At 64.5% G+C, this 15,309-nt stretch carries 15 protein-coding genes; 9 read left to right on the plus strand and 6 right to left on the minus strand.

Features of this window, described 5'->3' with window-relative positions; genetic code table 11:
- The first annotated feature begins 213 nt into the window (after positions 1-213).
- Positions 214-894, plus strand: a complete 681-nt coding sequence (locus tag ACPCUW_RS05940) for a hypothetical protein (RefSeq protein WP_423423916.1) — start codon at positions 214-216, stop codon at positions 892-894.
- Here the strand turns inward: ACPCUW_RS05940 and ACPCUW_RS05945 are convergent.
- The gene (locus ACPCUW_RS05945) at positions 888-1,745 is read right to left on the minus strand and encodes an SDR family oxidoreductase (protein ID WP_305779570.1); all 858 of its coding nucleotides are present in this window, start codon (positions 1,743-1,745) and stop codon (positions 888-890) included. The genes ACPCUW_RS05940 and ACPCUW_RS05945 overlap by 7 nt on opposite strands.
- 160 nt (positions 1,746-1,905) lie before the next feature.
- Here ACPCUW_RS05945 and ACPCUW_RS05950 point away from each other — a divergent pair, with 160 nt between their 5' ends.
- The 4 genes from ACPCUW_RS05950 to ACPCUW_RS05965 are packed head-to-tail and all read left to right on the plus strand — an operon-like array spanning position 1,906 to position 4,954.
- Positions 1,906-2,433 (plus strand): DUF3558 domain-containing protein, encoded by a 528-nt coding sequence (locus ACPCUW_RS05950; protein ID WP_423423917.1) that lies wholly within the window; start codon positions 1,906-1,908, stop codon positions 2,431-2,433.
- A gap of 28 nt (positions 2,434-2,461) precedes the next feature.
- Positions 2,462-2,842 (plus strand): hypothetical protein, encoded by a 381-nt coding sequence (locus ACPCUW_RS05955; RefSeq protein ID WP_104362419.1) that lies wholly within the window; start codon positions 2,462-2,464, stop codon positions 2,840-2,842.
- Positions 2,843-2,847: 5 nt separating this feature from the next.
- Positions 2,848-4,152 carry a hypothetical protein gene (locus ACPCUW_RS05960; protein WP_423423918.1) on the plus strand — a complete coding sequence of 435 codons (1,305 nt, stop codon included), beginning with the start codon at positions 2,848-2,850 and terminating at the stop codon, positions 4,150-4,152.
- A 28-nt stretch (positions 4,153-4,180) separates the two neighbouring features.
- Positions 4,181-4,954, plus strand: coding sequence for an ESX secretion-associated protein EspG (locus ACPCUW_RS05965; RefSeq protein ID WP_423423919.1), 774 nt, complete (start codon positions 4,181-4,183; stop codon positions 4,952-4,954).
- A gap of 14 nt (positions 4,955-4,968) precedes the next feature.
- Here the strand turns inward: ACPCUW_RS05965 and ACPCUW_RS05970 are convergent, their stop codons facing one another.
- Entirely contained in the window at positions 4,969-5,151 is a 183-nt protein-coding gene (locus tag ACPCUW_RS05970; RefSeq protein ID WP_305779566.1) for a hypothetical protein, read from the minus strand.
- A gap of 681 nt (positions 5,152-5,832) precedes the next feature.
- Here ACPCUW_RS05970 and ACPCUW_RS05975 point away from each other — a divergent pair.
- A complete protein-coding gene (locus tag ACPCUW_RS05975) occupies positions 5,833-6,729 on the plus strand; it encodes a helix-turn-helix domain-containing protein (RefSeq protein WP_423423920.1) in 897 nt (298 codons plus the stop codon).
- On the plus strand, positions 6,722-6,934 hold the full coding sequence (locus ACPCUW_RS05980; protein WP_423423921.1) for a DUF397 domain-containing protein: 213 nt from the start codon (positions 6,722-6,724) through the stop codon (positions 6,932-6,934). The genes ACPCUW_RS05975 and ACPCUW_RS05980 overlap by 8 nt, the downstream gene beginning before the upstream one ends.
- A gap of 125 nt (positions 6,935-7,059) precedes the next feature.
- Here ACPCUW_RS05980 and ACPCUW_RS05985 read toward each other — a convergent pair whose 3' ends face one another.
- From ACPCUW_RS05985 to ACPCUW_RS05995, 3 genes are read right to left on the minus strand one after another with little or no spacing between them, the layout of a single operon-like run.
- Complete coding sequence (locus ACPCUW_RS05985; RefSeq protein ID WP_423423922.1) at positions 7,060-7,530, minus strand: hypothetical protein; 471 nt, start codon at positions 7,528-7,530, stop codon at positions 7,060-7,062.
- On the minus strand, positions 7,527-12,368 hold the full coding sequence (locus ACPCUW_RS05990) for a DUF6531 domain-containing protein (protein WP_423423923.1): 4,842 nt from the start codon (positions 12,366-12,368) through the stop codon (positions 7,527-7,529). The genes ACPCUW_RS05985 and ACPCUW_RS05990 overlap by 4 nt, the downstream gene beginning before the upstream one ends.
- Positions 12,365-12,691: a type VII secretion target gene (locus ACPCUW_RS05995; protein ID WP_305779561.1), complete on the minus strand. Its 327-nt coding sequence runs from the start codon at positions 12,689-12,691 to the stop codon at positions 12,365-12,367. Before ACPCUW_RS05995 ends, ACPCUW_RS05990 begins: the two co-directional genes overlap by 4 nt.
- 496 nt (positions 12,692-13,187) lie before the next feature.
- Here ACPCUW_RS05995 and ACPCUW_RS06000 point away from each other — a divergent pair, with 496 nt between their 5' ends.
- Together ACPCUW_RS06000 and ACPCUW_RS06005 are read left to right on the plus strand one after the other, a co-directional pair.
- On the plus strand, positions 13,188-13,862 hold the full coding sequence (locus ACPCUW_RS06000; RefSeq protein WP_305779560.1) for a hypothetical protein: 675 nt from the start codon (positions 13,188-13,190) through the stop codon (positions 13,860-13,862).
- The gene (locus tag ACPCUW_RS06005) at positions 13,859-14,029 is read left to right on the plus strand and encodes a toxin-antitoxin system HicB family antitoxin (protein ID WP_305779559.1); all 171 of its coding nucleotides are present in this window, start codon (positions 13,859-13,861) and stop codon (positions 14,027-14,029) included. Before ACPCUW_RS06000 ends, ACPCUW_RS06005 begins: the two co-directional genes overlap by 4 nt.
- Before the next feature lie 39 nt (positions 14,030-14,068).
- Here the strand turns inward: ACPCUW_RS06005 and ACPCUW_RS06010 are convergent, their stop codons facing one another.
- Positions 14,069-15,289 carry an arylsulfotransferase family protein gene (locus tag ACPCUW_RS06010; RefSeq protein ID WP_305779558.1) on the minus strand — a complete coding sequence of 407 codons (1,221 nt, stop codon included), beginning with the start codon at positions 15,287-15,289 and terminating at the stop codon, positions 14,069-14,071.
- Between the last annotated feature and the right edge of the window lie 20 nt (positions 15,290-15,309).

Raw genomic sequence — 15,309 nt, forward strand, 5'->3', positions numbered from 1 at the left:
ATTACGGAACCCGAACGGCGGCATTGTTGTGCGATCGTGATCAAGTAATTTAGTGAAAAAGAAACCTTTTTATTTTCGATGCGTCGGGCCTCGCCGCCGCCTCGACGCGAACGCCCGGATGGTGTATGCATTTGCGAGGTCTGCAAATTCGCAAGTGTTCTTCGATCATCGTTCGGGGTGGTTCGAAGCGTTACCGCTCTGGAGGACGAGTACGTGTCGCGCCGACGTGTTCAAGCCGGTGTCACCCTGACGGGCTTCGTGATTGCCGCCGCGCTGTCGGCGGCATGTCTGATCGCCGCCGCGCTGTCGTTCACCGCCGGGGGGCACGATTCGGACGAAACGCGTGCCGCGGCAGCGGTATCACCCACCACCACGGTCGCGCCCGTGGCCGCCGAGCCGCCCGCCCAGCCGACCGCCACCGGTGTCACCTCCTCGGCGTCGGACGAGCCGCTGGTGCTGAACAAGGGTGCCGATCAGAAGCATCCGGGCGAGACGGTGGCCGTCGGCGATTGCGTGGCCGCGGTGGTCGCCACGCCCGACGCCGGCGCTCCGGTGCAGAAAACCGCTTGCGCCGGTACGGATTCGCGCTACAAGGTCACCGCGAAGGCCGTCGCGGGCGCGCGCTGCCCGGCCGATGCCGACCGCTCGGTGGCCGAGACGCTGCCCGGCGGTGCCACCGACACCCTCTGCCTCGACTTCAACTGGGTCACCGGTGCTTGCATGAATATCGCCGACGGCAGTCCCACTCCCGTCGACTGTGCCACCGCCGCCCCGGGCCGGGTGCGCGTGGTGGAAATCAAGAACGGCACCACCGATGTCAACAGCTGCTCCGACGGTGACCGCGGATTCGTCTACAACGAAAGGCGTTTCGTGGTCTGCGTGACGCACTACTGAGTGTCGCGCGCCGGTGCCGGCAGCAGTTTGCTGAACTCGCGGTTGGCAATTCGCGCCACCAACTCGTACGGCCACGCGAACTTGCGGGCGAACCAGTAGCCGACGCGGATATCGGGCGAGGTGTGCACCAGGAAGCGATTGTGCCGGACGCCTGAGATGATCCGGTCGGCGACCTTCTCCGGCGTCACCGCATGCCCCTCGAACAGTTTCACCATCCGCCGCACCCGCGGATCGTCGCGATCCACGCCGACGATCTGCACGGTGCCCACCAGCGGCGTGCGCACCGCCCCGGGCACCACCAGGCTCACGCCGATGTCGTGGCGCTCCAAGTCGAATCGCAGCACCTCCGACACTCCGCGCAGCCCGAACTTCGCGGCGCTGTAGGCCGCATGCCACGGCAGCGCGAGCAGCCCCGCGGCCGAGGACACGTTGACCAGATGTCCGCCGCGCCCCGCCGCCACCATCGGCGGCACGAAGTTCTCGATGATGTGGATCGGGCCCATCAGATTCACATCGACCATCGACTTCCAGTGGCGGTGCTCGAGATTCTCGACCGTGCCCCAGGTGGCGATGCCGGCGATATTCATGACCACGTCGAGGCTGCCGTACTCGTCGTGCACCCGCTTCGCCCACGAGGTCACCGCCTCGTAATCGGAGACGTCGAGCACCTGCGCCTCCAGCACCTCACCCCCGCCGGCGCGGATCCGCGCCGCCGTCTCGGCCAGGCCCTCGGCATCGATATCGGTCAGCACCAGCCGCATCCGCGCCGCGGCGGCAGCGACCGCGGTCGCCCGGCCGATCCCGCTGGCCGCGCCGGTGATCAGGCACTTCCGGCCGGTCAGATCTTTCATCGTGGTCTCCCCTTATTTACGAACACTGTTGTTCACAATAGAGGTTTTTCCTCGCGGCACCAGACACCCTAGGGGGCTTCTCGACCACCCCGTCCGTTTGAACCGGTTTGATAAAGTCGGCCGACCAGGTGCAAGCATGATCAACCGAAGGGGGCGGACGGTGGCTGCTCGCCGACTCGCGATAGTCCTGCTGGCGGCAGTCGTGCCGATTCTGGCCGGGTGCAACGACGGGAACGACGGGGGTAACGGATCCACGAACAGCGCTGCGGCGGTGAAGTTGTGGGATCCTTGTACGCAGATCCCGGATGATGTGTTGCGGAAGGCGGGGGTGGATCCCGCGACGGAGGAGAGCGGGATCGCGGGGGTGCATCAGAGCGGGTGGGAGATCTGTAACTGGAAGGGGAAGCAGTACACCGTCAACGTGCTCTCCGGTAAGCGTTCCCTGCAGGAGATCCAGAACAAAGAGGGCAACGTCGACTTTCAGGACGTGGTACTTGCCGGACGGAAGGGACAGCAATACCGGGTCGAGGGTGCATCGAAGAACGACACCTGCGACGCCGTTTTCGCTGCTCAACAGGGGGTCGTCGAAATTGTGATCACCAACAGTCTCATCGTCGACAATCCCGGTGATCCGTGCGCCACACTGCACCACGTCGGCGAACTGCTCGTCCCTCTGATGCCGGAGTAAGTGTCGAACCAGAAGGGGAGGAACAGACATGGCCGGTGAAGTAGAGACTTGGAAGAAGTTCGCCGAGCAAGCGCGCGGAGGCGAGCTGTATCTGGATGACGAAGCCGTTGCTCGTGAGTGCCTCGCGGCGTGCGACACACGGCTGACAGAGCTTCAAAGCCTGTTCAACGTTGCGCAACTGACTCAGCGGGTCTCCGGTTTCGGCGACTTCGACATGGGCCACGCCCTCGAAGGCGGCTACCTGAAACAGGCTACCGGCGAACCGAATTCGATCGACCAGGTCATCAAGGACCACATGGAAACCGTCAAGAACATGCGCGAGGTGATGGCACAGTCCATCAAGCACCTCACCGGTCAGGACGTCGCCGCCGCCGGACAGATCGCAGCCACCGACACAGCGGGCAGGTAGTCGTCATGAGTTTTCTGCCGGAGGGGTTCAGCTCGTTCGTCGGTGAGGTCCTGACGAACTGGACGCAGGGGCGAGATCCCTCGCATATCCAGAATCCGTATGAGCTGCAGGGCAAATTCAACACCACCCGCGACAGCGTCCGAAACGACGCTCGCGCAATCGGTTTCGAGGGTGATTTCCGCACGCCGTCGGTGCAGACCACCGACAACTTCGAACGACACGACCTCGCGACCTTGCGGGAGAAGGTCGACAAGATCGACCTCGAGGCGGTCAACAACCTGAAGGATGCCTGGAACAAGATCGGCACCCAGGAAACCACCTCGTTGACGACGTTTCAGCAGGCCATGGGCAAAGCCACCAACGAGGGAATCTGGCGTGGCCAGTCGCGCAATGCCGCCGCGAAGGCGGTGACGGACTACACCTCGCAGGCGTCCAAGGTCGCCAAAGCCGCAGCGCTGACCAGTAACAAGTTGTCGGAGCTGGCTACGGGCCTGGCGCCGACGAAAACGCTGGTGCCGTATGTGCCGGGCCATCGGTCCGGGGTCAGCAACGCGGTGAATCTCGTGGTGGGAAAGGGCTGGCGAGACGATGTCACGGCGTACAACAATGCGTATACCGAGGCCAAGCGGGTATTGACCACGGTCTACGCCCCGGTCGTCCACGAAAGCGATACCGGCGTCCCGGTCATTCCGAAACCGAACACGCAGGATCCGGCCGGGCCGGGCGACCAGCCGCCGCCGTCCTCGTGGCGCCCAGGCGGTAACAGTCCGGGACCATCCGGTCCCGGCGGCACGCACGACACGAATCAGCCCAAGCCGGGTGATCAGAATCAGAACGGCCAGGGTTCGAATTCGCAGACATCGCAATCGAATCCGTCGGGGAACGGCCAAACGGACGGCTCGCAGAACGCCGGTGATCAGGCTCGTACCGATCCCTCGTCGGCGACGACTCCTTCAGGTCTCGACCCGAGCTCGCTCGGTTCCTCGGGTTCGTCCCTGCCGGGCGGCAGCAGCAGCGGTCTCGGCGGTGGCCTCGGTGGAACCAACGGCTCGAACGGACACGGCAGCAGTGTGCCCGGGGGAGTCCAGCCCGGCGCTCTGGCGGGGGCCGGGGGACGCGCGACGGCCTCGGCGGCTCGCGCCGGCGCCAGCGGTATGCCCGGGATGGGCGGTGCTGGACGCGGTAAGGGCGACAAGGAAGAAGAACGCACCAAGAGCGTCGCCGACTACTTGATCAACCAGGAGAACGGTGACGAGTTGACCGGCATCCCGGATCTGCCGAAGACCGTTCCTCCGGTCATCGGGGAGTAGTGGCGGTCGTGGGCAGGAGGGCGGGGCGATGAGTGACAGAAAATGGCGGTTCGATGCGGCCGAATTCCGTGTGCTGTGGGACGCGACGGGGCGCGATGTGCTGCCGTACCCACTGGCACACCGGTTCACCGCCGAGCCGACGCTGGAGGATGTGAACCGGACACGACAGCGCATCGCGCAGGTCCTGCTGCCGCAGTTGGACGAGGACCTGGACCGCGCAATCCGAGTGCTGTTCGATCCCGAGGTCCGCGTCGAGATCGCGGGGTTCCGCGGGCGCGGCCGTGAATACCGGATCCGCGTCCACGCCGCCGTGCGTGATCGCCACGGCGTGATCGCGGTGCAGGAACCGGGACCGGAGGATACGGTCGGCGGCGCGGTACACCTCTCCTTTCTCGAATCCGATCGGGTCGCCTCCGCGGTGATCGCGGAACTGCCCGAATGCGCTGAGGGACAAGGCAAGCCGCTGAACATTCCGGTCGAAGAACTGGAAACTTCCGCAGCCCATGTCCGTGATCCGTGGGTCGTCGGCCCGAAGGAACAACTGGCGCGCTTCCTGAAACGCCCGACCACCGCGAACTTCCACATCGCGGCCTATCCGTGGGGCAGCCCCGACAATCGGCATACGCAGGGCCGCAAGGACTTTCAGATCACCGATTTCCTGGACGACGGTCGGTACGCGATCTTCGGCGACCGCATCCTGCGCATCAAGCCGACCGATTCCAGGCGGATGACCGCACAGGTGCGGGACATGATCGTCCGCACCACCACGGAGGTGCGTGACGGCGTACACCCGCGGCCCTGAGCTGCGCCGATGTTTCACTCGTCGAGCCATTGCCGGATCCCGTCGAGAGTCGCTGCGGGAAGGATGATTTCACCGTCATCCGCGTCTACCAGCGACCACGTCTCGGGTAGCGCCGGATCGCGCACGAGTCGATAGCCGGCCTTCGCGGCGTGGGAGCCGAGTGCACGCAGACGCGCGGTGGAGTCCTCTGATGTCATCTACGGCCTTTCGCCTCGGTGTGGGCGGTCGTGGAATGCAGGGAACGACGACCAGTACTCGTGCCTGATCGCATCCCAGAGCGGAGCCAGTTTCGGCAGTCTGTCCCGCATATCCGCCAGGTCCGGCGCCTCCTCCGCAGTGGAGGCAAGTATCGGCGCGGAGTCGGAACAATTGCGTACGAGCAGGATTCGAATGGTCCGCCGGTCGAGCCGCCAGATCGCCAGCCACTCGCCGGCCTCGGTGTGGTGTTCGCGCATCGCGGGACCGACCCGTCGGCTATTCGATTGCGGTATATCTCCTGGCCCGGTGCGGTGTTAAGATCGCATCGTACGTGTGTGGGGATGTTCTCGTAACCAGTTGTGCTACTTCGATATTCGTCGGCATCGTGTCGTACCTTCCTCCGTGGTCGACCCGATGACCGAGGCTCCAGGAGCCACCACGCGTCTCGCGTCCGTGCGATTCGGTAGTGTCCCGGCCCAACACCGCATCTTCGTCGCCAACCTTCTGCGGATTTATGGAACCGGGCCTTCCCGGTCATCGGGGCGCGTTCAGTAGACACCAGAAAAGCGTTGCCGCACCACAGTTTTCGGTCTGCCGGACGTAAGACGTCGGGCGTCCAGCATGGGGCGGTCCAGCATATACGGGTCCGAACTGGACCACACGCGATAGGGAGGCTGACGATGGCAGGTGGGTCCACTCTTCCCCGGCGGGCATTGGGGCGACGAATGCGCGAATTGCGCGCCGCTGCGGGAAAGAGCCAATTGGCCGCCGGGCTGGCGATCGAGGTCTCGAAACAGGGCATCGGCCGCCTGGAGGAGGGGCAGGTGGTCCGCATCAGCACGGCGCAGTTCCGCGATCTGCTGGACTTCTATGCAGCGGACGCCGAGACGAAAGACGAAGTGCTGGGGCTCCTGCAAGAGGTCAAGGCGGCGAAGGGAAATACCGGCAGTAGTTGGTGGCGGGCCTACGCCGACGTGGTGAATCCCCACTTCGATCACTTCATGAGTCTCGAGCAAGCGTGCTCTCGTTTAACTGCGTTTACTCTCGCGCTGTTGCCCGGACTGCTGCAAACAGCCGCGTATCGCCGATCGGTTGTCGCGGTAAACGATCCGGACATGTCAGAGATCGACGTGGAACGCCGACTCGAGCTGACCGCAAGGCGGCAGCACCGCCTCACCGACGACCCGAACTTCTCGTTGGAGGTCTTGCTGTCAGAGGCGGCCTTGCGCCATCAGGTCGGCGGTCGGGCAACTATGTGCGGACAACTCCATCACCTCTCGGAACTCGGTCGCCTGCCGAATGTGACTCTGCGTGCCATCCCCTTCGACGCGGGCATGCATCCAGGAGTTGTCGTCCAGTCCTTCACTCTCTTCGAATTTCCATGCCTCGTCAACGGGCGCGTACCGGAGCCTCCCGTGGTCTTCGTGGAGGGATTCACCGGTGCGCTGTTCCTGGAGGACAACACCGTAATCAGGCGTTACGCGGAGGCATCGAGCGATCTGCGAAAGGTAGCGTTGAGCGAGGATGACACCAGGCTGCTGGCGCGTCGAATCGCAGAGGAGTACGCGGGTGATTAGAGACTCGGCTGAGGGCCACTGGGTCAAGAGCAGCTACAGCCAGGGCGGCGGCGACTGTGTAGAAGTAGCCCACCTCGACGACAACACAGTCGGAATACGAGACTCCAAGGACCGCACCGGCCCAGCCCTCCTCTTCACCCCCACCGAATGGGACACCTTCACCACCGCCCTCGACGCCGGCAGATTCGACAGCCCCACCGCCTGACGAGTCGAACCGCCTCGCTTCGAGAGCTTCAGGCGTTTACGGCGCGATAACACAGTCGCAGCACGGCCCACAAAATAGTGCGCGGTGGCCGATATGCTAGAATCCGAACAACGTCAAATTGCTCTCTATAGATATCGGTCGACCGAAGAAAGAGCGCGGTGGAACGCTGATGCGACAAGCCGCTTGTCTATCCCTTCGAACCCCATCGACTCTAGCGGTATTGCAACCGTGCTTATTGAATGCCCAGCCGAGTTCCTGATGACGGCAATGCATTTATCCAGTATTTCGCTCAGCTTCGATTCTTCCGGTACGGGATGACTGCCCTTGAAATATGGAGCATAACTCGGCGTTGCCACGATGAACTCTGGCGCGACGTCGCCAGACGTGTTGACAAGAATCTGCGCCCGTTCGGTATCTGTGCGCCCACCGTATCGGTCATGGGCAAACACTCCTGGAAGTATCAAAGCGTCACAGCCTCGGGTTGCTTCGGGCATGGTCCCGACGCGGAATTCCACATTGTCCAAGTTATGCAGTGCGACTTGCGCTTCTACTAACGCGCTCTCGTAAGGCGCAAAAATAACGAACTTCAATTTCATCCTCCTGCCAAACCGTGGGGTAGTATCCTAGGCCTTCCGAGTTGTGACAGAATTTCGGTCGGTAGAGCAATCCCCTCGCCGACTCCAGAATCGGCGAGATGTTCGATGAAGGCGCTCTCAGGGATCAGGTGGGCATCAATCGTCGTTCGCACGATAGTATACGGGCCTTCGTGCGGAAATGCCTTGTACATGCCGCGTGCATAAGCATTTGCGCCCTCTTCTGAAAAGGCGAAGTACTTCGTTTCTATCCCGCGAGGATTGGAGAACTCTCGGTTGGCCTTGATGTCCTGTAGTTCTTTGTCCAAGACGGCCCGGTACAGATGTATCTGTTTGTTCTTGCACCGCAACCCGAGAGGATCCAACCAAGTGACGGGGTTGTGTGGATAAGCCATCGGATTCGCGGACGGCTCAAGACCGAGCGGATCCGGCGCCGTGTAGCGTCCTGCCTCTGCGTCATAGTACCGGTGGTAGTTGTAATGTTCGCCGGTTTCGTGGTCATATAGCTGTCCGGGGAAACGAAGCAACGTCTGCGTGGTGCCGCGCCATGTTGTACGGCCCCAGAGATCGGCGGTAGCTATGCCTACGGTCTGCATGGCGACGAGATCGATGAGTTCGACTGGCGAGCCGACGAGGTCGGTGGTGATGGCGCAAAGCTCGCTGTGGGCGGAATCTCGTCGAATAGTCTGTGTCAGAGGGGTGTATGTCCCAGTGTGGTGTGTCCAGGATGTGGTGACAACACCTCGCTCTTGCGATCCGAACCACGTCTGTTCGATCAAATACGTTGAGTCCCAGGTGTAATGGATTCTTTCGGCGAACCGACCGCCACCTGTAGTCTGCCGCTGCTTCGACAATCGACGACCTAAAGCGTCGTATGTATACCGCCACCACTCCTTCCCCGGCGTATACACATCCGTCAGCTGATCGAACCCGTTGTACCGAAAGTGCCAGATGTCGGGCTTACGCGATAGCCGCGTCACTTCTTTCCGGATCAACCGCCCGGCCGCGTCATAGAAGTATCGGGTTCGTCCGTTGCGGATCAGCAGGTTGTTGCGGTATTCGCGGCGGCCGTCCGGGGTGTGGTCGGGTAGCGGTGTCGATGCGTCTGGGGCGTGGGTGGTGGGGAGGGGTGCGGGGGTGGTCGATGGTGGCAGGGTGCTGGTGATGTTCGAGAGGGCGTCGTAGCTGTAATGCTCTATGGGGCGGCCGTTGTCGGTGATCGTGGTGATTCGGCCGGCGGGGTCGAGGGCGTAGGCGCGATGTTGGGGGGTGGTGCCCTGACGGTGAGTGGTTTGGGTGGTGAGATAGCCGTCGGGGCGCCAGGTGTAGTCGTCGCGGCGGATCAGGCGAGCCGGATTGGGGACGGGCGGAGTGCCCGAGCCAGGTGTGCCCCCGGGGTAGCGGACGGATGCGTCACCAGGGCGGTGACCAGGCATCGGTTCACCACTGGGGTGTCGGCCGGGCATCGGCACACCACCGGCGTGTTGACCGGGCGTCGGCGCACCACTGGCGTGTTGACCCGGTATCGGCGCACCACCGGGGGGTTGGCCGGGGATTGCTCCGGGATGCTGGCCACCGGTGGGGTCCGAAGTCAGAGGTCCCGCCACCCCGGGGACCTGCGGTGCCCGCGCCGAAACCTGGCGGCTCAATACCTGACCCACCGGTGAAAGCGTTTGCTCCACAACCAGGTTCCCCAGGGACCATCCGGTCGGGCGGCCCAGCGCGTCGTGCGAGAAGGTCGCCCGATGCCCGTCGATGGTCATGGAGGTGACGCGGCCGGCGGGGTCGTAACCCCAGCCGGTCACAGCCCCGGTGGGGCTGCGGCGGGAGGTGCGGCGGCCGTGTTCGTCGTGGTCGAAGAGCATCGGCGGGCGGTCGTCGACGCGTTGGGAGGCGAGGTTCCCCGCGGGGTCGTAGGCGAATTCGACGGTGTGGGTGTGGTCGTGGCCGACGCCGGAGATCGCCGTGCGGAGGCGGCCTACCTCGTCGTGGCTGTAGAGCTGGTATTCGCCCGTGTCACACCGGATCTGGGTGAGGCGGCCGAGGATGTCATGGGTGTGGTAGCGGCGGACGCCGACGGGGGTGGTGACGACGGCCAGGGTGCCGTCCGGGTTGTGTTCGTAGGCTGTGGTGGCGCCGTTGTAGTCGGTTTCGGCGGCGAGTCGTCCGGCCCGGTCGTAGCTGTAGGTCCAGGAGTCGCCGAGGGGGTTGGTGACGGTGGTGAGGCGGCGTTCGGTGTCCCAGGTGTAAAGCGTGCTGGTGCCGTCGGGGTCGGTGCGGTAGGTGAGCAGGTCGAAGGCGCCGTATTTGTGGAAAGTGACGTTGCCGGCGCGGTCGGTGTGGGTGAGGAGATTGCCTTCGCCGTCCCATGTCCACGATTCGGAATGGCCGTCGGGGTCGATGCGGCGCAGCGGTTTGCCCTCGGGCGACCATTCGTGGCGAGTGATGCCGCCGAGTGCGTCCGTGACGGCGACCGGGCGCCCGAAGTGGTCGCGTTCGATACTGGTGACCGCGCCGTACGGGTCGGTGACGGCTATCGGAAGGCCCGCTGCATCGACGTCGAACACCGTTGTCGCGCCGGTCGATTCGATCACCGACCTCACCGCACCGCTCGGTGAATGGTCGAATGCGGTGCGGCGTCCGGCTTCGTCGACGGTGGCGGCCACGTTGCCGTGCGCGTCCCATTCCTGCTGCCGCGTGGAACCGTCGGCGTCGGTGATCACAGTCGGACGGTTGCGCGCCGCGTAGCCGATCGTGATCGACTTCTCGTCGGGCCGAACCACTTTGGCCAGATCACCGTCGGGCGTGTAGGTGTAGTACGTGATCCCCCCGTTGGGCGCGATGACGCGCAGCGGCTTGCGATCGGGGGTGTAGTCGGTGTGGACCCGTCCGCCGAGCGGGTCGATCACATCGCGAAGCTTGTGGTCCGGGTCGAAGTCGTAGATCATGGCCGCGCCGGTGGAATCGGTGACCGTGGTGCGGGTCCCGCTGCCGTCCGGATAGGTGAAGTAGTCGAAATCGGCGTCGAGGATGCCGTTGGTGCCGCGCTGGCGGACGACGCGACCCGCCGGGTCGTACGTGTTGGTGAGGGAGTTGCCGTTGGAATCGGTCCACGACGTCATCCGCTGCTCGGTGTCGTAGGTGTAGGTCGTGGTCGCGCCGACCCCGTTGGTGACACCTACCAGCGCGCCCGCGTCGTAACTGAAAGTCCGGACCGGAGTGGAGGTTTCGTCGTTGCCGGCGTGGTGGCGGCCGACGACCACCAGCCCGGTGACCCGCCCCGCCCCGGTCTCCACCCGGACCCGGTACCCACCCGAATGCGAAACCTCGATCGGTGACCCGTCGCTGTCGTAGTGGAATCGGATCAGGTTGTGGTGCCGGTCGACGATCGCGCTGATCGCGTAGTTGCCCAATCGCACGTCGAGTCCCTCGAGCGTGGCCTCGGGCTCGAAACACCAGTTCAGCTCGCGATCCGGATCGCTGACGCGATATCCGCCGGTATCGGTGCGCACCAGGGGCCAGCGCAGTTCACCGTTCAGCGGCAGGACCGGATCGCCGGGTTCGGAATGCGGGTAGGCGAGCATGATGCCGTCGTCGCCGATGAAGGTGACGGTCGCGGACTCGACCACGATCCGGATATCCAGCGTCGCCGACCACGAGGGCCCGAACCAGCGGCCGAACCGGTAGTCGGAGCGATGGCGCCGCCGCAACTCCAGCGGCAGCACCCCGGGAAGTTCGAGGTCCGTTTCCGGCAGCAGGAATTCACCCGTCGCCCCGTCGACCGGATCACCACATCCGGTGACCTGCTTCTCGGTGCGAGAATTCTCCGGTCCGGATTCCGCGGCATGAGTGCCGCTGCCCTGATCCTTGTCCGCTTGCTGATGCGGGTCGTTCCTGGGTTTACCGGTCGAACCGTCGTCCGGATCGCCGGAACCGTCGTGTGAGGTGCTGTGCGTATCGACGCCGTCGTCGTGCGGTGTGCCGTGTTCGCTCGGCGCGTCCGGCTTGTGTGAGCTCGGATGCGTCTCGCCGGGAGTGGTTTTCGTATGCGGTTTCGCGCCGTCGATATGCGTGCCGCCGCGCCCGCGCTTCAGTGCCTTCATGATGTCTTCCCACGCACCCTCGAGCTTGTGCAGCAGGGGCGTGAGCTTCTTGAAAGTCGAGGCGAGCTTGCGGAACAGTTTGGCGATCGTGGTCAGTACCTTCGCCACGAACGTGGTCGCCTGCGCGGCCACCAACGGGGTGGCCACGCCCAGCGTGCACACCTCTTCGGCCGCCCACGCGGCCAGCCGGCCCACGGCCTGGGCGATGAGGTCGCGCACGGTCTGGCGGACGAACGCCACCACGCCCCCGGCCATCGCGATCGCCGACGAGGCCGCCGAAGCCGCATTCGATGCCGCGGTCAGCAGCGAATTCGTCTCGGCCGCATGGGTTCGGTAGGCGTCCCCCGCGCTGCCGACCCAGTCGGCCACGTCCTGATCGACGGACTTCTTGTGATCGTCGGCGACCTGCTTGATGTGGGTGGAGACGTTCTCCCAGGTCTTGGCGTACGCCTGCACCGTATCCGGATCGCCGGCCACCCAATCCAGCGCTTCCTGCAGCGGCTTCACGTGCTCCATCAGGAAACCGACGCCGTAGGAGGCGAGCGTGCCGATCGGATCGACCGCCAAGGATACGGCCTCCATCCCTGCGCCGAGCACGGCGAGGCCGCCGTCGACCCACGATCCGGAGGAGATCGCATCGTGCACGTCGGCAACCGATTCGGCGATTCCGATGCCGGTGTAGGACTTCGTGGAATCCTCCCGCTGGGCGATCAGCGGGTTGTCGGCTTCCGTCGTCACCAGGTGGCCTCGGGTTTCACCGAAGCCAGCTCGCTCGCATTCGCTGAATCGGTGCTCTGCAGCGAGGTCGCGACCTGACCGAGCGTGCCCGCATCCGCGTTCAACGCGTCGGCGGCGGTCTTGATCGCCTGCAGTCCGCCGTCTTCGACCGTGTCGACGAACAGCGGCGGCAGGAACGAGCACAACTTCCCGAAGGCGTCGGTCGGCACCGAGACGGCCTGACCGGCCTGTAACGCCACGCTCAGCGAATCACTCACGCCCTGAACGTTTTTCGCATGCGTGCGGATCTTGTCCGGATCGACCTGGACCTGTCCGCTGCTCATCGGCCGGCCCCGCCTGGTGTGTGGTAGCTACCGGATGCGTTCACGTCGTCACCCGCCCCCTTCGTCCGAACCGCGCAACCCTGTCGAGCAAGGGCGCACAGATCGAATATAACGAACGGAGACCGGGACTCTGACTTCGAGCGGCAGCCGCCTGATTCACGTAGGCCCCCTCTCCACCGTTCGGGGGAACCTCAGCTGATCCACGAAATCCTTGTCACCGGAGGGCGTTACGGTCTTCCCGCAACAGCATCAACTCACGATGGAGACGACGATGGCTCGCACGACACCGCCCCGGCCCGTGGATGTGGAGGGGCTCTTCCCGGAGCTGGTGCCTCTGCGTCGTACGGCGATACGTCTCCACCCCCGCGCCGGTACCCCGTTTCCGGGTCAGAGCTCGGTCGGCGGGCCGCTGATGTGGCCGGCCGACGAGCCGTGGCCTGTCTGCCCATGCACCAGCCACCCGAAGGGCTGGGACCGGCCGGCGACGGATGGCCCCGTGCCGTTGGTCAGCGTTGCCCAGATCTACCGGCGGGACGTGCCACAGCTTGTCTTCCCCGACGGATGTGACCTGCTCCAGGTGCTGTGGTGCCCGTTCATCATCGATGGGTGTACCGCGCCGACACCGCGGGTGTATTGGCGCAGTGCGGAGTCGATCGGATGGATTCTCGAAGCGACGCCGCCGACCGTGAGCACCGCACCGGAGGACAGCATCCCAGACCCCTGCGTCCTTCATCCCGAGCCGGTAATCGAGTATCCGAGCTGGGACATGCCGGATGATCTGCGCGCTGCACTGCGAGAACGTTTGGAGGACATGGAAGCTCGTACCGGCTGGATGTACCACTACCACCTGGCTGACGCGCCCGGAATCAAGCTCGGCGGGTTCCCGAGCTGGACCCAGGAGCCCTGGTGGCCGGAGTGCCCGAGGTGCGGACAGACGATGGAGCACTTGCTGACAGTGAGCAGTTGGGAGTACGACGGCGAGTCCTGGCGGAGCTGGCTCCCGGCCGAGGACCGCGACAGTGAGACAGGACAGGAGAGGACGGATCCTGCCGGCAATCGTGCGGCACACAATCCGGCAAACGTGATGTTCGGTGATGCCGGCGGGGTCTATATCTTCCAGTGCTCCACCTGCCCGGACCGACCTGTGGAACATCACTGGGACTGCTCTTGAACCAGGCGCCCGGCGAGCCGGTGCCGGTGCCGTTGGCCGATCGCACGTACAGCGGCCAGTTCCTGGTTCGCACATCCGCCGACATGCACCGGCGATTGACCATCGAGGCCACCGAGCGCGGGATCAGTGTCAATAAATGGGTGAACGAGAAGCTCGCCAGTGCATGACCGCTCGCCGGGATTGACTCGCCGAGTGGGGTTTCGTTCTCAGTTCGGGGTCGGTGCCCAGTCGGCGGGGAAGGCTCGGTAGGTGCCCAACGGCAACCGGGCGTCGTAGACCATGTCGCCCGTCGGGGCGAATTCCGAAATATGCGGTGCCATGCCCCAGCCCACCAGGGTGTTGCCGTTGGGGAGCGGCTGGGCGTCGCCCATGGCGAAGGCGGTCAGGCCGGCGGGGTGGGTTTGGTTGCGCACCAATGTGGCTCGGTGGTTGTCGAAGTCCAGGTGGATCCACTGCACACTCGACACGCCCAGTGTCTCGAAGCCGCTGGAGTTGTTGTTGAACAGGCGCAGCGTATTCGGGTCGGCGAATTCCGCGTCGTGCTGGAATGCGAATTCGACGCCGGGGCCGAGATCGAAAGTCGAATGCCTGCCGCCGAGTTGCCACTTGATCGCACCGGTGTGGATGTCGACGTCGTAGACGGTGGAGGTATCGCGCATCGAGATCACCAGATCGCCATCGGGATCCAGCGCGATCGAATTCATGTGATACGGGTCGTAGGTGTCGCTGCCGGGAAGTTTGCCGGGGGTGGTGGTGTCGGTGAGCGGGACGTGCTCGGCGGCGCTCCAGCGCAACAGAACTCGCTTGCTCGCCACGTCGACCACCGTGGCGACGGTGTCGTACATCTTGCCGTTCTTCGGGCCGCCGATCGCGGACAGATCGGCGTCCACCTCCTGGTACGACGTGATCAGCGCTCGGCCGTCGGGAGTCAGGCGGAATTCGTGCACATCGCTGGGAGCGCCACCGGCATCGAGGGTTTCGATGACGTTGCCGTGTTCGTCGGCGATGTAGTCGGCACCCGAGCCGTGCCCGCCGACGGTGCCGCCCTGCCACCACGTAAGCACCCGTTTGCCCTGGTACGTCTGGGTGCGGAAGTTCGAGACGTCCTGTCCGGCGGGAGGCGTGTAGCGCCAGACCTCATGCCCGGCCTTGTCCACCACGATATTCGCCGGAGCGGTAGCCGGAACGGCCGACAGCGCCTTACCCGCCCCCGGAACCAGCGCCGCCGCACTGACACCGTTGCTGTAGTAGATGTAGCCGGGCGCCGCGGCCGGGGTGTTCACATCCACGGTGTATTCGGGTGCGCCTACCGGAAAAGTCGGCAGCGGAGCCGCGTGCGCGGTGAACGGGATGGACGCGGCGCCTATCCCGACCGATGCTGCGATCAGCGTGGCGGTGTGGCGAAGGTTCCTGGTAATCCTGGCCATCAGTTTCCTTCAGCTGAGTC

The organism is Nocardia sp. AB354 (assembly GCF_049538315.1).
GTDB lineage: Bacteria > Actinomycetota > Actinomycetes > Mycobacteriales > Mycobacteriaceae > Nocardia > Nocardia nova.